The organism is Marinobacter piscis, assembly GCF_007671655.1.
Lineage (GTDB): Bacteria > Pseudomonadota > Gammaproteobacteria > Pseudomonadales > Oleiphilaceae > Marinobacter > Marinobacter piscensis.
The window spans coordinates 920,682-940,856 of sequence record NZ_VCGX01000002.1 but is presented as its reverse complement, the minus strand read 5'-3'; the positions used below and the strand labels follow the sequence as shown (position 1 = coordinate 940,856).

Sequence of the window (20,175 nt, the reverse complement as noted above, 5' to 3'; positions counted from 1 at the left end):
GTATGCAGGATTTGCTGTCACAGGATGAAATCGATGCGCTTCTTCACGGCGTTGATGATGGTGATGTTGATACTCATGACGAAGGCGATGATACCGGCGTAAAATCGTACGACCTGTCGAGCCAGGACCGTATTGTTCGTGGCCGGATGCCCACCCTGGAGATGATCAACGAGCGGTTTGCCAGGTACACCCGTATCAGTCTGTTCAACCTGCTTCGCCGGAATGCGGATGTGTCCACCGGCGGCGTCCGGATTATGAAGTTTGGTGAATACGTACATACGCTGTACGTGCCTACCAGCCTGAATCTCTGCAAGGTAAGGCCACTCAGAGGTACCTCTCTTTTTGTTCTGGATGCACATCTGGTATTCAAAATGGTGGATAACTTTTTTGGTGGGGAAGGTCGCCATGCCAAGATTGAGGGACGCGAGTTTACGCCTACGGAAAACCGCATTGTGCAGATGGTGCTTAATCAGGTTTTCAACGATATGAAGGAAGCCTGGCAGGCTGTTCTCAAAGTGGACTTTGAGTACCTGAGCTCGGAAGTAAATCCGGCCATGGCGAACATAGTCAGTCCCAGTGAGGTCGTGGTTGTCAGCACCTTTCACATTGAGCTGGATGGTGGTGGCGGTGAACTTCAGTTTGCATTGCCGTACTCAATGATTGAACCGATCCGCGATATTCTTGATGCTGGCGTACAAAGTGATGTGGACGATGTTGATGAACGCTGGGTTGGCGCTTTACAGGAAGATATCAAAGACGTTGAGGTGCCCGTAAACACCACCGTATGCCGGCGCCGTATTTCGTTACGTGAGGTCGCGAAGCTGAAAGAGGGAGATATCATACCGGTAGAAATTCCCGAACACCTTACTGTTACTGCAAATGGGATACCCATCTATACCGCGACCATGGGAACACGAGACGGCAAGCTGGCGTTGAGAATACATGAACGGGCAAAGCGCCCTAAAGTAAAAAAACAGTTGAAGGTAGGACGCAATGGCTGATGACAACAAAGACGGTCAGGAACTGAGCGAAGACGAAAAGCTGGCAGCCGAGTGGGAAGCGGCCATGGAAGAATCGGGTGACAGCAACGCGAATAAATCTCTGGATGACGAGTGGGCCCGGGCTATGGAAGAAGCCGGCCAGGCCAGTGATGGCACAAACGAAAGTACTGACAGTAATGTACGGACCGCCCCCATGGAAGAGTTTGAGGATGGTGTTGCAACGACTGAAGGCGATACAACACCCCCGGATCTGGATGTGATTCTGGACATACCGGTCAGCATTTCCATGGAGGTGGGCAATACCCAGATACCTATCCGTAATCTGCTCCAGCTGAATCAGGGCTCTGTAATTGAACTGGACCGTCTGGCTGGCGAGCCTTTAGATGTGTTGGTTAATGGAACGCTCATTGCCCACGGTGAGGTTGTAATGGTGAACGAAAAGTTTGGTATTCGTCTGACCGACGTGATCAGCCCGGGCGAACGTATTAAGCGGCTTCAGAAGTAATGCGGTTCCGAACAGCAGTGGCAGGGCTGGTCCTGGTGGCACTGCCTGTGTTGGCAGAGGAACAGGCAGAACCTGCACAGAGTGCCGGCAGAAACACTGTAAGCAGCGCTCCGGATACGCTGGGCACGCTGCTCAGTCTGGGAGCAGGCTTATTGGCTGTTATCGCCATTATCTATGGTTGCGCCTGGATTATTCGCCGAATGAACGGCATGACCGGCATGAATAATAATGCTATCCGGGTTGTTTCAGTCATGGCGCTGGGCGCGCGGGAGCGCATTGCACTGATTGAGGTAGGCGGCCAGCAGATCCTTTTGGGGATCACTCCGACGGCCATCCGGACCCTGCATGTATTTGAAGAGCCGGTTGTGGATGCCGGTAATGCACCGACCGGAGACTTTGCAAAGCGACTGCAGAGCATGATCGGCAAATCCTGGAACGCGCCGGGTAAGGAATGATCAGTTTCATGACGGTGGTGAACCTTAAACGCCTCCTTTCGTTGGCTGTGCTTACAGGAGGTCTTTTCTGGGCACCGCTGGCGCTTGCGGACCTGCCGGGGATTCCTGCGTTTACCGTGCAGCCCGGTGAAGGAGAAGGGGTAGAAGAGTATACGGTAACACTGCAGATACTGGCGTTGATGACCGCGCTCACGTTCCTGCCGGCGATGCTCATGATGATGACATCGTTCACGCGGATTATCGTGGTATTCGCCATACTGCGCCAGGCTCTTGGCCTGCAGGCAACTCCGTCTAACCAGATTCTGCTCGGCCTGGCCTTGTTTCTCAGTATCTTTATCATGAAGCCTGTGCTTGAAGAAGCCAATCGTGTGGGGCTGCAGCCTTATCTGCAGGAAGAAGTGACCTCGCTGGAGGCAGTTGAACAGGCAAGCGAGCCTTTCAAAAAGTTTATGCTTGAGCAGACCCGGGAGGACGACCTTGGCTTGTTCATGCGCATTGCCGATGTTCAGTATGACACAGCGGAAGATGTGTCTTTCTGGGTACTGATGCCGGCCTTTGTAACCAGTGAGCTCAAGACCGCGTTTCAGATCGGCTTTATTCTGTTTATCCCGTTTCTGATTATCGACATGGTGGTTGCCAGTGTTTTGATGGCTATGGGTATGATGATGTTGTCCCCGATCATTATATCTCTGCCGTTCAAGATTATGTTGTTTGTGCTGGTGGACGGCTGGGCCCTGATTATGGGCACGCTGGCGGCCAGTTACGGGATTTAAACCGATTATGAGAACCAGGAGAAGGGCATGACTCCGGAAACTGTTATCGACATTGTGCGTGAGGCGTTATGGATGATTGTGCTTTTTGCCTCCGTTATTATCGGGCCGGGACTGGTGGTTGGCCTGGTAGTCAGTACGTTTCAGGCTGCCACACAGATTAACGAACAGACTCTCAGTTTTCTGCCTCGCCTTCTGGTAACACTCATTGTCCTTATTGTTATGGGACCCTGGCTATTGACCAGGTTGCTGGATCATACGCATCGGCTTATTTCCAGTATTCCGTTTCTGATCGGCTGACCCGTGATACCTGCAGAACTCAGTGCCGGCCAGCTTGGTCAGTGGGTAGGGCAACATCTTTGGCCCCTGTTCCGCCTGGCCAGCTTTTTGATGGTTATCCCAATCTTCGGTACTCAGCTGGTGCCCGCAAGGGTGCGTCTGGGGCTGGCGCTGTTAATGACCATACTGATCGTGCCCATGATCCCCGATGTGCCCGAAGTGGAAGCCCTGAGTGCAGACGCGGTGGTGATCACTCTGCAACAGGTGCTGATTGGTGTGGGCATGGGGTTTGCGCTGACAGCCCTGTGGCAGCTGTTTGTCATTGCCGGGCAGATGATAGCCATGCAGATGGGGCTGGGTTTTGCTTCCATGGTGGACCCGGCCAATGGTGTGAATGTGCCCGTGCTGTCGCAGATTTATACCATTACCATTACGCTGCTGTTTCTGGCCATGAATGGGCATCTTGTGGCATTTGAAATATTTATTGAGAGCTTCCGGGTGATGCCGATTGGCCTGGAAGGCCTGGGGCAGGCAGGCGTGTGGGAGTTGGCTCACAGGATAAGCTGGATGTTTGCAACAGCCATGCTACTGGCATTGCCGGCGGTAACGGCTGTGTTTATTGTCAGCATCTCCTTCGGGGTAATGACCCGGGCCGCGCCCCAGATGAATATTTTTGCCCTGGGCTTTCCCATTGGCCTGATTTTTGGATTGTTTTCTATCTGGGTGCTGCATGCCAATTTTCTGCCGCACTTTCAGGAATACACCCAGCAGACATTTGAGTTTATGCGGGGGCTTCAGAGGCCCTGAGGCTTTATTGCCCGTGGCCGGGAGTTCAGGAGTCAGAGCATGGCTGAAGAGAACGACAACAGTCAGGAAAAAACAGAAGAAGCTACCCCCCGAAGGCTGGAAAAAGCCCGGGAGGATGGCCAGACTGCCCGATCCAAAGAGCTGGCAACCATGGCTGTGCTGATGGCAGGTGCCGGTGGCCTGCTGATATTTGGTACGCACCTGGGAGCGTCACTGGCCGACATCATGCGTGACAGTTTCACACTGGAACGTTCGGCCATTTATGACACCCGGCATATGAGCATTCAGCTGATGGGAGCCGCTAAAGAGGCAGCCTGGGCGCTGGCGCCACTGCTTATAGTTCTGGTTATAGCAGCCGTAGCCGGGTCTATTGGCATCGGTGGTTTGTTGTTCAGTGGTAAAGCCATTGCACCCAAACTTAACCGCATGGATCCGATGAAAGGTCTGGGGCGTATGTTTTCCGCGCGTTCTCTGATTGAGCTGGTCAAGGCCATCGCCAAGGTGGGGCTGGTGATGTTTATCGCCATACTCATTCTGAACGCCCGCACTGAGGATCTGCTGGCCATTGCCGGTGAACCGGTCGTTCCTGCTATGGAGCACGTACTCTGGACCCTTGGCTGGAGCTTTTTCCTGCTCTCCTGCGCCACCATCATTATTAGCATGATCGACGTGCCCTTCCAGATTTTTGATCACCAGAAAAAACTGCGAATGACCAAGCAGGAGGTGAAGGATGAATTTAAAGATACGGAAGGTAAACCCGAGGTAAAAGGCAAGATTCGCCAGCTCCAGCGGGAAATGGCTCAGCGCCGGATGATGCAGGACGTGCCCACAGCGGATGTGGTGATTACCAACCCGACGCACTACGCCGTGGCGCTAAAGTACGATCAGGACTCTATGGGAGCGCCGGTTGTCGTGGCAAAAGGTTCGGATGAGACGGCCTTCAAGATTATGGAAATTGCCCGGGAGCACAAGGTGGAGCTTCTGCGCACACCGCCACTGACACGGGCGGTGTATCACAACAGTGAAGTGGGCGATGAAATCCCCGATGGGTTGTACATGGCGATTGCTCAGGTGCTGGCCTATGTGTTCCAGCTACGGCAGTTCCGCAAAGGACGCGGACCCAGACCCGGGATGCCTGATTTCCCCATACCATCCGACTTACGGCGTGATATCTAGTTTGTTTTGATACCGTAATTTTTCGATAGCTGCCATGCGGAGCCCCTCCCAAAAATGTCGGTGGCCAGGGAAGGCCACCGTCAAGCGCACATGGATGTGCTCGTAGCGGTTTTTGGGAGGGGCTCCGCATGGCAGTAGCCACCAAACATCTGGCTACACAAGAATAAGACAGGTCAGTCCTGGTGCTCGTAAATCGCCTTACCCCAGGCTTCGCGGCTGCCCGGAAGAATCAGGTTCAGGATAATTGCTGCTACCGCACACAGCGCGATGCCCTCAAGGTGCCCAAGCACCATGCCGCCGATGCCGAACACAAGAGTGACCCCCACAATCACCAGATTCCGTGACTGGGACAGATCGACCTGATGGCGAATCAGCGTGCTCATACCCACCACCGCAATCGAACCAAACAGCAGGCACAGAATGCCGCCCATCACGGGCACAGGAATGGTCTGCAAAACGGCACCAAACTTGCCTACAAACGCCAGTACAATCGCTGTGCACGCCGCCCACCACATAACCTTCGGGTTGAAGTTGCGGGTCAGCATAACGGCGCCAGTGACTTCCGAGTAGGTTGTGTTGGGCGGGCCGCCCAGTATAGCCGCGGCACTGGTGGCCAGACCATCGCCCAGCAGGGTGCGGTGCAGGCCGGGCTTTTCCAGATAGTTTTTGCGGGTAACATTGCCAATGGCAAGAATATCGCCAATGTGTTCGATGGCGGGTGCAATGGCTACCGGGACCATGAACAGAATGGCGTTCAAGCTGAATGCCGGCGCGACAAAATCGGGAATGGCCAGCCAGGGCGCCTGTTGTACCGGGGTGGTATCTACAATGCCGGCAAATGCAGACAGAATATAACCGACGACCACGCCAAACATAATCGGAATCAGCCGGAAGATTCCCCGAGACCACACAGACGCAATAATGGTCACAACCAGAGAGATCATCGCTATCCAGAGCGCCATATCTTCAGGTACCAGTTGCGTGCCGCCATCGCCGGTGCGCCCGGACGCCATGTTCACAGCAACCGGAGCCAGCCCCAGGCCGATGACCATAATGACCGGCCCGATAACCACCGGCGGCAGCAGGCGGGTTATAAAGCCCGCGCCGCGCAGGCGGATAGCGCCACTGAGCAGAATATAAAGCACGCCCGCTGCCATCAGCCCGCCCAGGGTTTCCTCAAGACCGAACTTGCCTTTTGAGGCGATAACCGGTGCGATAAACGCGAAGGATGAGGCCAGGAAGATCGGAATCTGGCCGCCGGTTACGATATGGAATATCAGGGTCCCAAGGCCAGCGGTAAAAAGCGCAACGTTGGGGTCAAGGCCTGTGATCAGTGGCATCAGCACCAGAGAGCCGAAGGCCACCAGCAGCATCTGGGAGCCGGCAATCGCCTGCTTCCAGGTTGCGTCTGTCGCGTGATCTTCCATGATCAGACGTCCTTTTGCTTGGTGCCGAAGATCTTGTCGCCGGCATCCCCGAGTCCGGGCAGAATGTAGCCTTTCTCGTTCAGGGAATCGTCCACAGAGGCTGTGTAGATAGACACGTCCGGGTGTGCTTCCAGAACCTTCTGGATGCCTTCCGGTGCGGCGACCAGCACCAGGGCCCGGATTTCGTTGCTTCCGGCCTTCTTGAGCAGATCGATGGTGGAAATCATTGAGCCGCCGGTGGCAACCATCGGATCCACAATCAGAGCCATGCGCTGGTCCAGTTCACCCACCAGTTTTTCCATGTAGGTGCTGGCCTCAAGGGTTTCTTCGTTCCGGATCTGGCCGACAACGCTGACGCGTGCTGCCGGTATCAGGCTGAGTACGCCATCCAGCATGCCAAGCCCGGCTCTGAGAATAGGGACAATGGTGACCTTTTTACCCTGAATCTGTTCGATTGTGACCGGTCCTGCCCAGCCGTCGATGGTGGCTTCCTGCAGACTGAAATCTTTGGTGACTTCATAAGTAAGCAGCGTTCCGAGCTCCTGCGCCAGTTCGCGAAAATTCTTGGTGCTGATATTGGAGCGGCGCATGAGGCCAAGTTTGTGCTGGATAAGGGGGTGTTTTACCTCGTGGATCGGCATGGGCTCACCTGTGTGTTGTGAATTCCGGAGTTACAGAGTTAGTGTCGCGATTCAGTGGCGCAAGGATACCGTATCTCAAGAGGTGAGTCAGGCTTCAGAGGGGCGCTGATGAATGAAAAATTACACAGACTGGTATGGATCTTGCCGTGATACATCCAGAGTCGGATAAACGTCAGAAAATCGACCTTTTAAATCCTGAAAAAGCAGTGAACCGGAGATGTTGCTGGCATGGACAGAGCTTTAGTCCTGAATAATGTCAAATCCCTGACGCAGGGTAACCTGGGCATTCCTGTGATGTTGATGGGTTTGCTTGGCATGATGATTTTGCCCATGCCGGCTTTTCTGCTGGACGTGTTCTTTACGTTCAATATCACGCTTTCAATTGTCATTCTGCTGGTGTGTGTGTACGCCCTGCGCCCCATGGAATTCGCATCTTTTCCGACGGTCCTGTTGGTCGCCACCCTGCTGCGTCTGGCGCTGAACGTGGCATCCACCCGGATTGTGCTACTGGAAGGTCATGAGGGGGGAGATGCCGCTGGTAAGGTAATCGAGTCGTTCGGGGCTGTTCTCATTGGCGGAAACTACGCGGTTGGCCTCGTGGTTTTCGCTATCTTGATGATTATCAACTTTTTGGTGGTTACCAAGGGCGCCGGACGGGTTTCTGAGGTCAGTGCGCGATTTACGCTGGATGCCATGCCGGGCAAACAGATGGCAATAGACGCGGACCTTAATGCGGGACTGGTGAACCAGGAGGAGGCCAAGCACAGGCGCGAAGAGATTGCCCAGGAAGCGGATTTCTACGGGTCTATGGATGGTGCCTCCAAATTCGTCAAAGGCGATGCGGTTGCCGGTCTTCTGATTCTTGCGATCAACATTGTTGGTGGGGTCGCTATCGGCATGCTACAGCATGGGCTGGGCTTCGGGCTGGCGATGGAACGGTACGCATTGCTTACTATTGGTGATGGCCTGGTTGCCCAGATACCGTCTTTGCTGCTTTCTACATCCGCGGCAATTATGGTTACGCGGGTAACCTCCAGTCAGGATATGGGCGGGCAGATCCTGCAACAGATGTTTAATGCGCCCAAGGCGCTGGCAGTTGCAGCCGGCATACTGATTCTGCTGGGCATAATTCCGGGTATGCCCCATGTAGCGTTTCTTGGGCTGGGTGGACTGGCTGCGGCCAGTGCCTGGTTTATCTGGAAGAAAAATCGCCAGACAGTTGAGGAAGGGGGCGCCTTTGCCGGACGAGGTGGCGCGAGCTTTATGCCGGGTTCAGGCGGGCGCGAGGTGTCTCAGGCCGGCGATGTCGGAGCCGATCAGGAACAACTGCCTGCACCCGGAGAGAGTCGGGAGCTTGGCTGGGATGATGTTGCCACAGTCGATATTGTGGGACTGGAAGTAGGTTACCGGTTAATTCCGCTGGTTGATAAGTCCCAGGGCGGTCAGTTGCTCAGCCGCATAAAAGGTGTGCGTAAAAAGCTCTCCCAGGACCTGGGATTCCTGATGCCCTCCGTACATATTCGCGACAATCTGGATCTTATGCCCAACGTGTATCGTATTACGTTGATGGGGGTCACCATTGCGGAGGCCGAGATTCATCCCGAACGGGAGCTTGCCATCGATCCGGGACAGGTTTTCGGAAAAATAGAAGGGATAGAAGGTAAAGATCCCGCCTTCGGGCTTGATGCAAGCTGGATTGAGCCGGAGAAGAAAGATCAGGCACAGACGCTGGGATATACCGTTGTCGATGCCAGCACGGTTGTCGCCACACACCTGAACCAGATTCTGCAGACCCACGCGTATGAGCTTTTGGGTCATGAGGAAGTTCAGAAATGGCTGGACCAGCTGGAGAAAATCTCACCCAGGCTGGCGGAAGAGCTGGTTCCAACCACCATTTCAATCAGCATTTTGTTGCGTGTACTGCAAAACCTGCTCAAAGAAGAAGTGCCCATCCGGGATATGCGTTCCATTGCCGAGTCCATGGTGAACGTACATCCGAAGACCCAGGATCCGAAGCTGTTGACGACCGTTGCGCGCCAGGCATTGCGTCGGATGATTGTTCAGAGTATCTGCGGCAATGATCAGGAGATACCGGTCATCACGCTGGATCCGGACCTGGAACAGTTATTGCTTAAGTCTGTTCAGCAGAGTCAACAATCCGGCGGTCAGGAAGACATAGGTATGGTTCTGGAGCCGAATATGGTGGAAAAACTGCAGCGCTCTTTGCAAGACAGCGTGCAGCGGCAGGAGATGCTGGGGAAGCCCGCCATACTACTGGTTTCGGCACCTCTGCGACCGGTGCTGGCGAAGTTTGCCAGCTATGGTGTGGAGCGGTTGCACGTGCTCTCTTACCAGGAAATACCGGATAACAAACAGATTACGATCGTGGCCTCCGTAGGCCAGTAAACGCAGCTTGCGGATGTAAAAAGCGGACAACGCCGGAACAGCGTTGCCGGTGGAGGACGTACCATTATGAAAGTGAAGCGTTTTTTTGCCAAAACCATGGCTGAAGCACTGAAGCAGGTGAGCGAGCAGATGGGCCCCGATGCGGTCATTCTCTCTAACCGGCGGGTGGATGGTGGTGTTGAAATTGTGACGGCGCTTGATTACGACGAAAATATGGCGCGTCAGAGTCTGGGCGGGGAAGCCAGCGAGGCGGTTAATGGCTCCAGGCTGGCAGAGATGCAGGCTGAGCGCCACCGCCGGCTGGAGGATGAGCTGGACCGCTCCCGCGCCCGCATTCGTGAAGTGCGCGAGTATAGTGGAGGGCGTAACCAGGATTACGCCGGTACAGCGTTCGATGCCTTGCCTGAACCAGAAACGGCAATGTCCGGTGGGCCTGCGAGCAGGGACGTGGACGATACAGGCTACTCCGGTGAGTTGGCCCGCATGCGGGCGGAAATAAGTTCGTTGCGGGATCTTGTGAGTGGTCAGCAGGGCGCTCCGGATAAGGCAGGTATTCATGCGGCTCAGCAGCGACTTGCTGAGCGGTTGCAGGAACTGGGTCTGAGTCAGGACCTGGCAGCCTCGCTATCACGCCGGCATAAGGGCGGAAAGCTGGATGAAGGCTGGAAGCAGACCCTGAAAATGCTGGCGTCCGGTGTGCGTACCCCGCATCGGGAATGGCTGGACGAAGGGGGAGTGTACGCTCTGGTCGGCCCTACCGGTTCCGGTAAAACAACCACGATTGGCAAGCTGGCGGCGCGCTATGTACTGAAATACGGCGCCGATTCTTTGGCGCTGGTGACAACAGACAGATACCGGGTGGCGGCACACGAACAGCTTTTCGTGTTTGGACGCATACTGAATGTGCCGGTTCGTGTGGTGGATGAGAGCCATACGTTGGACGATATTCTTGATGAGCTGTCAGATCGCCATCTGGTGCTGATTGATACTGCCGGCCTGACCAGCTCGGACAGAGGGTATCAGGAACAACTTACAGAGCTGGCGCGCAGCCACCATAGCGTTCGCACCCATCTCGTGGTGTCTGCGACCAGTCAGCCACGGATTATGAAATCTGTCTGGCATTGCTATAAGATGGCGGGTCTTACGGGCTGCGTGATCACCAAGATTGACGAAGCCCTGACTCTGGGTGAGTCTCTCGGGTTTGTAGTGGAAACCGGGTTGTCGGTGGCCTATTACACAGACGGGCAAAAGATTCCGGAAGATCTGCATCACGCCCGGTCTGCACCGCTGGTGCGCCTCGCAGTTGAGCGCCTGGAGGCCTTTCAGCAGCCGTTGGCAGCAGAGGCTGCACCTGAGCCAGAGCACCCGCGGGAAACCGCTTGAGGCCCTGCAAACCAAGATGCATCCGGCATAAATTGAGACCCGGTAAATACGTGGCGAGAGATAGTAGAAAGCATGAGCAAAGCACATCCTGTACAGGTTATAGCGGTTACCGGCGGTAAAGGCGGAGTTGGCAAAAGTAATATATCGGTCAACCTGGGCATTGCCCTCGCCGAAAAAGGCAAGCGTGTTGTTTTGCTGGATGCCGATCTGGGGTTGGGCAACCTGGATGTCCTGCTCGGAATAACGGCCCGTCATACGTTGCAGGATGTTCTGGCTGGCGAATGTGACCTCAGGGATGTGCTGGTTAACGGACCGGGCGGTATCCGGATTGTGCCAGCTTCTTCAGGAACTCAGCGCATGACACAGCTCAGTCCTATGGAGCACGCAGGTCTGATTAATGCGTTTAGTGAGCTGGGAGATCAGATCGATGTACTTATTGTGGATACGGCTGCGGGCATTTCCGAATCTGTTGTCAGTTTTCTGAGGGCGTCCCAGGAACTGCTGTTGGTTGTCTGTGATGAGCCAACTTCCATTACTGACGCCTACGCACTGATCAAACTGATGAATCGGGACTACGGAACTAACCGTTTCCGTATCCTTGCGAATCAGGTAAGCGGCGAGCAGGAAGGGCGTGTTTTGTTTGATAAACTGACCCGGGTAACGGAGCGGTTTCTGGACGTGGCTCTGCAATACGTAGGCATAGTGCCTTACGACGAGGCCGTGAAAAAATCTGTGCAGCGGCAGAAAGCCGTACTGGAAGCCTATCCCCGGGGCAAGGCATCCGTTGCGATCCGGGCGCTTGCCGATCAGGTGGAAAACTGGCCGCTGCCCGTGGCCCCCCGTGGACACCTTGAGTTTTTTGTGGAGCGACTCGTCGAAGTCTGAATACGGATCCCGTCAAACAAACCGGATGCATGACATTGACGAACAATCTCGGAATGTACAATCAGACTGGCGCCGCAAGCCCTTCGGAATTGATTGAGAAGCATGCGCCGCTGGTCAAGAAAATAGCACTTCATCTGATGGCACGGTTGCCGGCATCGGTGCAGCTTGATGACCTTATGCAGGCTGGAATGATTGGCCTGCTGGAGGCAGCACAACGCTATAGCTCAACCAGAGGTGCCACCTTTGAAACCTATGCGGGGATACGCATTCGCGGATCCATGGTGGATGAGATCCGCAAAGGCGACTGGGTACCGCGTTCTGTGCATCGCAATGCCCGGAAGGTTGCCAGGGCAATCAAGATTGTAGAGGACCGTGCCGGCCGCGAAGCCCAGGATTCTGAAGTGGCTGAAGAGCTTGGTATGGACCTGTCTGAATACTACGCCACCTTATCCGATTCCAATAGTGGTCGACTTTTTAGTCTCGAAGAGCTCAATGAATCCGGTGAGCTGCCGATAGATGAAACAGAGACCAGCGATAATCCTCTGGATGATGTGACCACCAGTGCTTTCAGGGCCAGTCTCGCCGGGGCTATCGAGGATTTGCCGGAGAGAGAAAAGCTGGTGCTCAGCCTGTATTACCAGGAGGAGCTGAACCTGAAAGAAATTGGTGCAGTTCTGGGTGTGAGCGAAAGCAGAGTCAGCCAGATACACAGCCAGGCGGCGCTGCGCCTGCGGGGAAGGCTCTCGGGCTGGCAGGCGAGCAGTACCGCAAAGCTCTGACATTAATTTTTTATGAATTCCGGGTCGTACTAACTGGAGGTCCCTTTGGACAAGAATATGAAAATTCTCATTGTGGACGACTTTTCCACAATGCGACGGATTATCAAAAACCTGCTCCGTGATCTGGGCTTTACCAACACCGATGAAGCAGACGATGGCAATACGGCGATGCCGATGCTGAAAACCGGCAAGTATGATTTTCTGATAACCGACTGGAATATGCCCGGAATGTCGGGCTTTGACCTGCTGAAAAATGTTCGGGCTGATGAGGATCTGAAAACCCTTCCCGTTCTCATGGTTACAGCAGAAGCCAAGCGCGACCAGATTGTTGCAGCCGCCCAGGCGGGTGTGAATGGTTATGTGGTTAAGCCCTTTACCGCCGCTGTTCTCAAAGAAAAAATCGAAAAGGTTTTTGAGCGCATCCAGTAACAAAGGTATCGGGTAGGTCGTATGAGCAATGACAGAAAGATCCGCCGGGACCTTGAGCCGGAAGTGAGTGACAAGCTTCGGCAACAGGTGGCGGAGCTCAACCAGTGTCTTGAAGACAATGATTATGCGGGTGCGATGAACCTGATCAATGAGCTGAGTGAGGTCAGGGATCAGAGTCTTTATCGCGAAGTCGGGCGGTTGACGCGCACACTCCATGAGGCCATTCGCAACTTCCAGATAGATCCGCGCAGTGAGGAGCAAAAAGAGGTTCTGTCGCTAATGACAGATGCCTCGGACAGGCTGGCCTATGTTGTGCAGATGACTGGGCAGGCGGCCAACCGCACCATGGATCTGGTGGAAGAAAGCATGCCGGTTGCCCAGGCATTAGGGGATGAGGCCACGGTGCTGAGGGAGGAGTGGCAGCGTCTGCGCCGCCGCGAAATGCAGCCTGCCGAATTCCGGGACCTGTTCGGGCGAATCGATGCTTTTTTTGTAAGTGTAACCAGTGACGCAGAGGCAATTTACAACAGCCTTTCCGAAATATTGCTGGCGCAGGATTTCCAGGACCTGACAGGACAAGTGATTCAGCGTGTGACGGCATTGGTCAAAGAAGTGGAAGAGCAGATGCTCAGCCTGGTGGTTATGGCCAGTCACGTCGATCAGCTGACCGGCACCGTACACCAACTTGAAAATCAGGTTGTTTCTGCTGAACAGGGCCAGGGACCACAAATGAAGGCGGAGGAGCGGGAAGATGTCGTCTCCGGCCAGAACGATGTTGATGATCTGCTGTCCAGTCTCGGTTTCTGAATAAAAGAGGTAAACCCATGGTGTTTGATGCTGATGAAGACATCCTCCAGGACTTTATTGTAGAAGCCGGGGAAATTCTGGAAAAGCTGTCTGAGCAGCTGGTGGACCTTGAGCAAAACCCGGATGACGGTGAGTTGCTTAATGCCATATTTCGTGGGTTTCACACCGTAAAGGGTGGCGCAGGGTTCCTGCAGTTAGACGCACTGGTTAATTGCTGTCACTCGGCAGAAAATGTGTTCGACACCCTGCGCAACCATAAGCGAGAGGTAGACTCGGAGCTTATGGACACTGTGCTGGAGGCGCTTGACCACACCAACGCCATGTTTGAACAGGTGCGCCACCGGGAAGAGCTGACGCCGGCACCGGATGAGCTCATTGCCGCACTGGATGCACTGGCGTTGCCCCACGGGGCAGCTGAGCAGGCAGACGCTGAACCCAGGCCCCGTGAAGAAGAGCCGGCAGCAAGTGATGAAACCAACGGGGACATCACCGATGAAGAGTTTGAGCAACTGTTGGATGCCCTGCACGGCGATGGCCCTGTTACTGGTCCGGCAACAGGTGCAGCGGAAACGCCTTCCGAAGAAACCAGTGGCGGGGCCAGTGACGAAATTACTGACGATGAGTTTGAAGCGTTACTGGACGAGCTGCATGGTAAGGGTAAGTTCACAGCAGAGCCAGCAGCCGGTACACCGGATAAAGATAGCGACAATGCTGATGAGCAGATAACAGACGATGAGTTTGAGAATCTGCTTGATGAGCTTCATGGCAAAGGCAAAAGCCCGACGCCTGCAGAGTCTGAGAAAGAGACTGTTACGCCACCGCCCCCGGAACCTGCCAGACAAAAATCCCCGAAAGCCCCCGGGGCACCCACCAGAGAGTCGGCGCCCGTTGCCGAAACAACGGTACGGGTGGATACCAGGCGCCTGGATGACATCATGAACATGGTGGGTGAGCTGGTGCTTGTGCGTAACCGGCTGCAGCGGCTGGGCTCTGAAAGTGAAAATGAGCACATGCACAAAGCCGTTTCCAACCTCGATGTCGTAACGACGGACCTTCAGGCTGCGGTTATGCAGACCCGCATGCAGCCGATCAAGAAGGTGTTTGGTCGCTTTCCACGGGTGGTGCGAGATCTTGCCCGTAACATGAAAAAAGAAGTGACCCTGGTCATGCATGGCGAGGACACGGATCTTGATAAGAACCTGGTTGAAGCATTGTCTGATCCGCTGGTGCACCTGGTACGGAACTCGGTGGATCATGGTATTGAGTCGCCAGAGGTTCGTGAGCAGAAAGGCAAACCACGCAAAGGCACGGTCACCCTTTCCGCGGAGCAGGAGGGAGACCACATTCTGCTGTCCATTGATGACGACGGTGCCGGCATGGATCCGGAAGTGCTGCGGCAGAAGGCGGTTGCGAAAGGACTGTACGATCAGGAAGCAGCGGATCGCCTCACAGATAATGAGTGTTTCAATCTGATTTTTGCAGCAGGTTTCTCCACCAAGGAGCAGGTCTCTGACGTTTCCGGTCGTGGCGTGGGTATGGATGTGGTGAAAACCAAAATCAGTCAGCTGAATGGGCAGCTCAGCGTTGTTTCAGCTCAGGGCAAGGGCTCTCGCATTATCATCAAGGTGCCTCTGACTCTGGCAATCATGCCAACCCTGATGGTGATGCTGGGCGGACAGTCATTCGCGTTGCCGCTGGTGAATGTGGTGGAGATTTTCCACCTTGACCTCACTCGCACCAACATAGTGGATGGGCGTGAATGCATTGTCGTGAGAGACAAAGTCTACCCTCTGTTTCACGTAAAACGCTGGCTGGTCCAGGGAGCGGCCGCGGAAGAAGAGACCCACAACGGACATGTTGTCATTGTTGCCATGGGTACGCACCAGGTGGGCTTTGTTGTCGATGAACTGATCGGCCAGGAAGAAGTAGTTATCAAACCCCTGGGGCAGGCCCTGCAGGGAACACCGGGTATGGCGGGTGCGACAATCACCGGTGACGGTCGTATTGCTCTCATCATTGATGTCCCCAGCTTGCTGCAGCATTACAGCTGAGGGCAGCGCGGGACATAACTTTTGCAGGAGAAACGAATGACAGTTTCTGTCCTCGTTGTTGACGACTCAGCTTTTTTCCGTAAACGGTTAACGGAGATACTGACAGCGTCGGGTCAGATTCGCGTGATTGGGGTGGCCGCCAATGGCCGCGAAGGGGTTGAGCTTGCAGAGTCATTACGTCCGGACGTTATAACGATGGATTACGAGATGCCGGTAATGGATGGTATCTCGGCTGTTCGTGAAATCATCAAAAAGCGCCCGGTGCCGGTGCTGATGTTTTCCTCGCTAACCTATGAGGGCGCCAGAATAACCCTGGATGCACTGGAGGCAGGCGCAGTAGATTTCCTGCCCAAGAACTTCGAGGAAATTGCCCAGGCAGGTAGTGGGCTGCAAAAAACACTGGTTAACCGGATACTGGACGTGGCCGGTAGCCGGCCTGACAGTCGTGCGCCATCTTCACCGAAACCCGAGCATTCATCATCCCCGCCTGCGGCTAAAAGGCCAGTCCCGGAGCGTCAGCCGGCGAGACGCCGCCCGGCGCCCCCGGACGGTACAAAGGATGATCCTGTCACAACCAGGCCCAAGGGGAGAAAAACGCCAGCGCAGCACTATGCAATAGTGGGTATTGGCACCTCAACCGGTGGCCCTGTTGCGCTTCAGCGGGTACTGGCAGCTTTGCCCGCGAGTTTTCCGGCCCCGATCGTGTTAGTACAACATATGCCTGCAAGCTTTACTCCGGCTTTTGCCGAGCGCCTCAACAAGCTCTGCAGGATAGAGGTCCGGCAGGCGGTCGATGGCGAATACTTGCGTCCGGGGCTGGCACTGCTTGCCCCTGGCGGTAAACAGATGATGGTGGAAAACCGCGGCGGCCAGCCCCGGGTTCGTATTCTCCCGGGCGATGAGCGGCTGAACTACCGACCCAGTGTGGATATTACTTTTGGTTCCATTGCCCGCGCATTTCCTGGTAAGGGGTTAGGTCTGGTGCTGACGGGTATGGGGGCCGATGGCCGGGAAGGCTGCCGCATGATGAGGCAGAGAGGCTCCCCCATATGGACCCAGGATGAAAAGTCCTCTGTGATTTATGGCATGCCCATGGCTGTGGAAAAGGCCGGGCTGAGCGATGAAGTGCTTGCACTGGATGAGATAGGTCCGCGCCTGGTTGAGGGTGTGTGTTGATGGATGTGCTCAGTCTGCTCGGGATCATTCTGGCCTTTGCCGCAATTGTTGGCGGCAACCTGCTCGAAGGCGGAGCGCTGGGGTCGTTATTTAATGGCCCGGCAGCACTGATTGTGATTGGTGGCACTCTGGCTGCGACGATTCTCCAGACATCCTGGCCGGTCCTGAAGCGGGCGGCTGCTCAGGCGCGCTGGGTGTTTGTTCCGCCGTATATCAATGTTCAGGACGGAATTGACAAGATCGTTGACTGGAGCCTTCTGGCACGGAAAGAAGGGCTTCTCGGGCTCGAGAGATTATCGGATAACGAGCCTGAGCCATTTGCCCGGAAAGGCTTGCAGTTGCTGGTGGATGGAGCAGAAAAAGAGACCATCCGCAGCATAATGGAAGTCGATCTGGATTGCCGGGAGCAGCGGAATCTTGATTCGGCACGGGTGTTTGAAGCCATGGGAGGTTACTCCCCGACAATTGGCATTATTGGCGCTGTTATGGGGCTGATTCAGGTGATGACAAACCTGGAGGATCCGGATTCGCTGGGGACGGGCATAGCGACGGCATTTGTAGCCACTATTTACGGGGTGGCACTGGCAAACCTGCTGTTTTTTCCGGTGGCCAGCAAACTGCGCGGGCTGGTCAAAGAGCGTTCAATGTATGAAGAGATGATCATTGAGGGGCTGGTTGCCATTGCCGAGGGTGAAAACCCGAAATCCACTGAGTTGCGGCTGCAGGGGTTCCTGCAGTAAGCAGATCCGGTGTCTATCATGCGTCGACGCAGGCGGTCACAAGACAATTTGCATAACAATGAGCGCTGGCTGATTTCCTATGCGGACTTCATAACCCTGCTGTTTGCGTTTTTTGTGGTGATGTATTCTGTATCGTCTGTGAACGAAGGAAAGTACAAGGTTCTTTCGGAAACGCTGACTGGTGTATTTAATGCGCCACAGCGGTCCTTTCAGCCCATTGAAATTGGTGACAGACCTCCGGTAGCCGGCGATGCGCTGAAGGTCATTCCCCCCGCAGTAACCGAGAGGCCGGTAAGTCCGGAAGCGGACACTGACGCTCGTACAGAAGCTCTGAATACCATGGCTGATCAGCTGGCCTCAGCGTTTGGTGATCTCATTGACCGGGGCGTGATTACATTGGAAACCAGTGATCGCTGGCTTGCCCTCCAGCTGCCGGACAGTCTGCTTTTTGGCAGTGGCGATGCAGAACCTCACTACGATGCGTTTGACGTGACAGAAAAAGTGGCAGAGGTGCTAATAGGCCGGGATAACGCCGTGAAAGTCGAGGGTTTTACCGACAACCGGCCTATTCGTACCGAGCGTTACCCCTCCAACTGGGAGTTGTCAGCTGCACGCGCTGCAGCGGTGGTAAGGATGCTGACAATGCAGGGGGTTGAGCCAGAGCGGCTGGCAGCTGTTGGTTATGGGTCGCATCAGCCAGTAGCCCGCAATGACACTGCGGAAGGACGTCGACGTAACCGGCGTGTCGTACTAATGATTTCCCGCGAGTCCGGCTTACAGCCAGCTCAAGTTTTTCCGGGGCCCGCCGATAAGCCGGTAGACAGTGAGATCCAGTAGGCCATTGGCAGCTGATTAATGGAGAGTAGGTGTGCGAATCTGGGCAGTAGCCAATCAGAAAGGCGGTGTAGGAAAAACCACATCCGTGGTTGCTCTGGGTGGCCTGCTGGCGGAGCGCGGTAAACGTGTTCTGGTGGTGGACCTGGACCCCCACGGCTCGCTGACTACCTGGTTCGGCTATGATCCGGATACACTTGCACATAGTGTACTGGATCTGTTTCAGCATGAAGGCAAGGTACCCGAGGGGCTTCCGGCCCAACTGATCAGGGAAACCAGTTGCTCCGGGCTTTCCTTATTGCCTGCGAGCACAGCCCTGGCCACACTGGAGCGCCGGATGGTGGGCGTTGAAGGGATGGGGCTTATTGTTTCCCGGGCACTGGCACAGCTGTGGGACGATTTTGATTATGTGATTCTGGACAACACGCCCACGCTAGGTGTGTTGATGGTGAATGCGCTAGCAGCGGCACAGCACCTGATTATTCCTGTGCAAACCGAGTTTTTGGCGATCAAGGGCCTTGAGCGTATGTTGCACACCCTGAAAATGATTATGCGGTCCCAGAAAAGCGCCCTGTCTTACACTATTGTGCCCACACTGTACGACCGGCGCACCCAGGCATCTGTCAAAAGCCTGAACCTGCTGCGTGACACCTACCCGGATACCCTGTGCAAGTATGCCGTGCCTGTCGATACGAAATTCCGTGATGCCAGCCAGGCTGGCCTGATCCCGTCAGAAGTCGATGCTCAGACTCATGGTGTCCGAGCCTATCGGAAATTGCTGGATGAGCTTCTGAAAAGGACCGGGGTTGTGCAGGAGCATCAGGATGGCTGACAAAAAAATGACGAAGCTGGCAGAACCAGCTAACGCTATTGCCAGCTACCTGGATGACCTGTTGCGCACCGCAACAGATACAGCCTCCCAAGAGAGCGAGGAGCAGCCACAACCAGCTCAGGAACTTCTGGGATCAGAGCCTGAGCCAGAAACTCCTGAGCCAGAGCCGGAACCAGAGCCGGAACCAGAGCCGGAACCAGAGCCGGAACCAGAGCCGGAGTGGTCGGAGCGTCCGTTTGAGTGCCTGGTTTTTACAGTCGCCGGGTTACAACTTGCGGTACCACTCGTTATGCTTGGCGCGATTCACCGTGTAGAGGAGGAGATCCGGCCGCTTCCTGGCAGCCCCCGCTGGTATATGGGAATTCTGCCGGATTCCCGGCAGAACCTGCGAGTGGTGGATACTGCAGAATGGATTATGGCCGGCCGGGTGCCAGCTAGCGCCCGGGAAAACTACCGTTTTGTCATACGGCTGGACAACAGCGACTGGGGGCTGGCCTGCGACGATGTCGCCCAGTCATTCACATTGAACTCCGATGATGTGCGCTGGCGCACGGCCCGCAGTAAGCGGCCCTGGCTGGCGGGCACAGTGATTGAACAAATGTGTGCTTTGATTGATGTGCGTACCATGGCCAACATGCTGGCGCGGGCGGAGCGTGAACACCACCTGGACCTCGGCTAGCCGGCAGGTCCGGTTACGTAATGAAACCAACCCGTGCTGGCACGAATTATGCTCATGACTTTAGTATTGGGCAACTGATGATGTTTTTTTGACGATCAGGTCGCCGGCGGCAA

At 55.1% G+C, this 20,175-nt stretch carries 21 protein-coding genes; 19 read left to right on the top strand and 2 right to left on the bottom strand.

The window, feature by feature from the left end:
- Positions 1 to 2 precede the first annotated feature (2 nt).
- Genes fliM through flhB form a run of 7 tightly spaced genes read left to right on the top strand, consistent with a single transcriptional unit; the run spans position 3 to position 4,993 of the window.
- The gene (gene fliM, locus FFI95_RS09970) at positions 3 to 1,001 is read left to right on the top strand and encodes a flagellar motor switch protein FliM (RefSeq protein ID WP_144822254.1); all 999 of its coding nucleotides are present in this window, start codon (positions 3 to 5) and stop codon (positions 999 to 1,001) included.
- The gene (gene fliN / locus FFI95_RS09965) at positions 994 to 1,506 is read left to right on the top strand and encodes a flagellar motor switch protein FliN (RefSeq protein WP_144822253.1); all 513 of its coding nucleotides are present in this window, start codon (positions 994 to 996) and stop codon (positions 1,504 to 1,506) included. Before fliM ends, fliN begins: the two co-directional genes overlap by 8 nt.
- On the top strand, positions 1,506 to 1,961 hold the full coding sequence (fliO, locus tag FFI95_RS09960; RefSeq protein ID WP_144822252.1) for a flagellar biosynthetic protein FliO: 456 nt from the start codon (positions 1,506 to 1,508) through the stop codon (positions 1,959 to 1,961). The genes fliN and fliO overlap by 1 nt, the downstream gene beginning before the upstream one ends.
- A gap of 8 nt (positions 1,962 to 1,969) precedes the next feature.
- The gene (gene fliP / locus FFI95_RS09955) at positions 1,970 to 2,734 is read left to right on the top strand and encodes a flagellar type III secretion system pore protein FliP (protein ID WP_144822251.1); all 765 of its coding nucleotides are present in this window, start codon (positions 1,970 to 1,972) and stop codon (positions 2,732 to 2,734) included.
- A 27-nt stretch (positions 2,735 to 2,761) separates the two neighbouring features.
- Positions 2,762 to 3,031 carry a flagellar biosynthesis protein FliQ gene (gene fliQ, locus FFI95_RS09950; protein WP_144822250.1) on the top strand — a complete coding sequence of 90 codons (270 nt, stop codon included), beginning with the start codon at positions 2,762 to 2,764 and terminating at the stop codon, positions 3,029 to 3,031.
- A gap of 3 nt (positions 3,032 to 3,034) precedes the next feature.
- Positions 3,035 to 3,817 (top strand): flagellar biosynthetic protein FliR, encoded by a 783-nt coding sequence (gene fliR / locus FFI95_RS09945; RefSeq protein WP_144822249.1) that lies wholly within the window; start codon positions 3,035 to 3,037, stop codon positions 3,815 to 3,817.
- Positions 3,818 to 3,856: 39 nt separating this feature from the next.
- A complete protein-coding gene (gene flhB, locus FFI95_RS09940) occupies positions 3,857 to 4,993 on the top strand; it encodes a flagellar biosynthesis protein FlhB (RefSeq protein ID WP_144822248.1) in 1,137 nt (378 codons plus the stop codon).
- Positions 4,994 to 5,166: 173 nt separating this feature from the next.
- On the opposite strand, the gene FFI95_RS09935 is transcribed toward flhB, so the two are convergent.
- Positions 5,167 to 6,420, bottom strand: a complete 1,254-nt coding sequence (locus FFI95_RS09935) for a uracil-xanthine permease family protein (protein WP_144822247.1) — start codon at positions 6,418 to 6,420, stop codon at positions 5,167 to 5,169.
- A 2-nt stretch (positions 6,421 to 6,422) separates the two neighbouring features.
- Positions 6,423 to 7,061 carry a uracil phosphoribosyltransferase gene (upp, locus tag FFI95_RS09930; RefSeq protein ID WP_144822246.1) on the bottom strand — a complete coding sequence of 213 codons (639 nt, stop codon included), beginning with the start codon at positions 7,059 to 7,061 and terminating at the stop codon, positions 6,423 to 6,425.
- 228 nt (positions 7,062 to 7,289) lie between these two features.
- On the opposite strand from upp, the gene flhA reads away from it, so the two are divergent.
- From flhA to FFI95_RS09870, 12 genes are all read left to right on the top strand, one after another.
- Positions 7,290 to 9,467 (top strand): flagellar biosynthesis protein FlhA, encoded by a 2,178-nt coding sequence (gene flhA / locus FFI95_RS09925; protein ID WP_144822245.1) that lies wholly within the window; start codon positions 7,290 to 7,292, stop codon positions 9,465 to 9,467.
- Positions 9,468 to 9,533: 66 nt separating this feature from the next.
- Positions 9,534 to 10,850 (top strand): flagellar biosynthesis GTPase FlhF, encoded by a 1,317-nt coding sequence (gene flhF / locus FFI95_RS09920; RefSeq protein WP_144822244.1) that lies wholly within the window; start codon positions 9,534 to 9,536, stop codon positions 10,848 to 10,850.
- Between the two features lie 72 nt (positions 10,851 to 10,922).
- Positions 10,923 to 11,735: a MinD/ParA family protein gene (locus FFI95_RS09915; RefSeq protein ID WP_144822243.1), complete on the top strand. Its 813-nt coding sequence runs from the start codon at positions 10,923 to 10,925 to the stop codon at positions 11,733 to 11,735.
- 29 nt (positions 11,736 to 11,764) lie between these two features.
- Positions 11,765 to 12,514 carry an RNA polymerase sigma factor FliA gene (locus tag FFI95_RS09910; protein ID WP_144822242.1) on the top strand — a complete coding sequence of 250 codons (750 nt, stop codon included), beginning with the start codon at positions 11,765 to 11,767 and terminating at the stop codon, positions 12,512 to 12,514.
- A gap of 45 nt (positions 12,515 to 12,559) precedes the next feature.
- Entirely contained in the window at positions 12,560 to 12,943 is a 384-nt protein-coding gene (gene cheY, locus FFI95_RS09905; protein ID WP_144822241.1) for a chemotaxis response regulator CheY, read from the top strand.
- Positions 12,944 to 12,964: 21 nt separating this feature from the next.
- Positions 12,965 to 13,750 carry a protein phosphatase CheZ gene (locus FFI95_RS09900; RefSeq protein ID WP_144822240.1) on the top strand — a complete coding sequence of 262 codons (786 nt, stop codon included), beginning with the start codon at positions 12,965 to 12,967 and terminating at the stop codon, positions 13,748 to 13,750.
- A gap of 17 nt (positions 13,751 to 13,767) precedes the next feature.
- The gene (locus FFI95_RS09895) at positions 13,768 to 15,801 is read left to right on the top strand and encodes a chemotaxis protein CheA (RefSeq protein WP_144822239.1); all 2,034 of its coding nucleotides are present in this window, start codon (positions 13,768 to 13,770) and stop codon (positions 15,799 to 15,801) included.
- 36 nt (positions 15,802 to 15,837) lie between these two features.
- The gene (locus tag FFI95_RS09890; RefSeq protein WP_144822238.1) at positions 15,838 to 16,977 is read left to right on the top strand and encodes a protein-glutamate methylesterase/protein-glutamine glutaminase; all 1,140 of its coding nucleotides are present in this window, start codon (positions 15,838 to 15,840) and stop codon (positions 16,975 to 16,977) included.
- Complete coding sequence (locus tag FFI95_RS09885) at positions 16,977 to 17,717, top strand: flagellar motor protein (RefSeq protein WP_144822237.1); 741 nt, start codon at positions 16,977 to 16,979, stop codon at positions 17,715 to 17,717. Before FFI95_RS09890 ends, FFI95_RS09885 begins: the two co-directional genes overlap by 1 nt.
- Positions 17,718 to 17,735: 18 nt before the next feature.
- Positions 17,736 to 18,554 carry a flagellar motor protein MotD gene (motD, locus tag FFI95_RS09880; protein ID WP_144822236.1) on the top strand — a complete coding sequence of 273 codons (819 nt, stop codon included), beginning with the start codon at positions 17,736 to 17,738 and terminating at the stop codon, positions 18,552 to 18,554.
- A 31-nt stretch (positions 18,555 to 18,585) separates the two neighbouring features.
- A complete protein-coding gene (locus tag FFI95_RS09875) occupies positions 18,586 to 19,383 on the top strand; it encodes a ParA family protein (RefSeq protein WP_144822235.1) in 798 nt (265 codons plus the stop codon).
- The gene (locus FFI95_RS09870; protein ID WP_144822234.1) at positions 19,376 to 20,062 is read left to right on the top strand and encodes a chemotaxis protein CheW; all 687 of its coding nucleotides are present in this window, start codon (positions 19,376 to 19,378) and stop codon (positions 20,060 to 20,062) included. The genes FFI95_RS09875 and FFI95_RS09870 overlap by 8 nt, the downstream gene beginning before the upstream one ends.
- The last annotated feature ends 113 nt before the right edge of the window (positions 20,063 to 20,175 follow it).

What these genes read in the sequence shown, in the direction of transcription:
- fliM (WP_144822254.1), top strand. Translation starts at nt 3, where the DNA reads ATGCAGGATTTGCTGTCACAGGATGAAATCGATGCGCTTCTTCACGGC.
- fliN (WP_144822253.1), top strand. Translation starts at nt 994, where the DNA reads ATGGCTGATGACAACAAAGACGGTCAGGAACTGAGCGAAGACGAAAAG.
- fliO (WP_144822252.1), top strand. Translation starts at nt 1,506, where the DNA reads ATGCGGTTCCGAACAGCAGTGGCAGGGCTGGTCCTGGTGGCACTGCCT.
- fliP (WP_144822251.1), top strand. Translation starts at nt 1,970, where the DNA reads ATGACGGTGGTGAACCTTAAACGCCTCCTTTCGTTGGCTGTGCTTACA.
- fliQ (WP_144822250.1), top strand. Translation starts at nt 2,762, where the DNA reads ATGACTCCGGAAACTGTTATCGACATTGTGCGTGAGGCGTTATGGATG.
- flhB (WP_144822248.1), top strand. Translation starts at nt 3,857, where the DNA reads ATGGCTGAAGAGAACGACAACAGTCAGGAAAAAACAGAAGAAGCTACC.
- FFI95_RS09935 (WP_144822247.1), bottom strand. Translation starts at nt 6,420, where the DNA reads ATGGAAGATCACGCGACAGACGCAACCTGGAAGCAGGCGATTGCCGGC.
- upp (WP_144822246.1), bottom strand. Translation starts at nt 7,061, where the DNA reads ATGCCGATCCACGAGGTAAAACACCCCCTTATCCAGCACAAACTTGGC.
- flhA (WP_144822245.1), top strand. Translation starts at nt 7,290, where the DNA reads ATGGACAGAGCTTTAGTCCTGAATAATGTCAAATCCCTGACGCAGGGT.
- flhF (WP_144822244.1), top strand. Translation starts at nt 9,534, where the DNA reads ATGAAAGTGAAGCGTTTTTTTGCCAAAACCATGGCTGAAGCACTGAAG.
- FFI95_RS09915 (WP_144822243.1), top strand. Translation starts at nt 10,923, where the DNA reads ATGAGCAAAGCACATCCTGTACAGGTTATAGCGGTTACCGGCGGTAAA.
- FFI95_RS09910 (WP_144822242.1), top strand. Translation starts at nt 11,765, where the DNA reads ATGACATTGACGAACAATCTCGGAATGTACAATCAGACTGGCGCCGCA.
- FFI95_RS09900 (WP_144822240.1), top strand. Translation starts at nt 12,965, where the DNA reads ATGAGCAATGACAGAAAGATCCGCCGGGACCTTGAGCCGGAAGTGAGT.
- FFI95_RS09895 (WP_144822239.1), top strand. Translation starts at nt 13,768, where the DNA reads ATGGTGTTTGATGCTGATGAAGACATCCTCCAGGACTTTATTGTAGAA.
- FFI95_RS09890 (WP_144822238.1), top strand. Translation starts at nt 15,838, where the DNA reads ATGACAGTTTCTGTCCTCGTTGTTGACGACTCAGCTTTTTTCCGTAAA.
- FFI95_RS09885 (WP_144822237.1), top strand. Translation starts at nt 16,977, where the DNA reads ATGGATGTGCTCAGTCTGCTCGGGATCATTCTGGCCTTTGCCGCAATT.
- motD (WP_144822236.1), top strand. Translation starts at nt 17,736, where the DNA reads ATGCGTCGACGCAGGCGGTCACAAGACAATTTGCATAACAATGAGCGC.
- FFI95_RS09870 (WP_144822234.1), top strand. Translation starts at nt 19,376, where the DNA reads ATGGCTGACAAAAAAATGACGAAGCTGGCAGAACCAGCTAACGCTATT.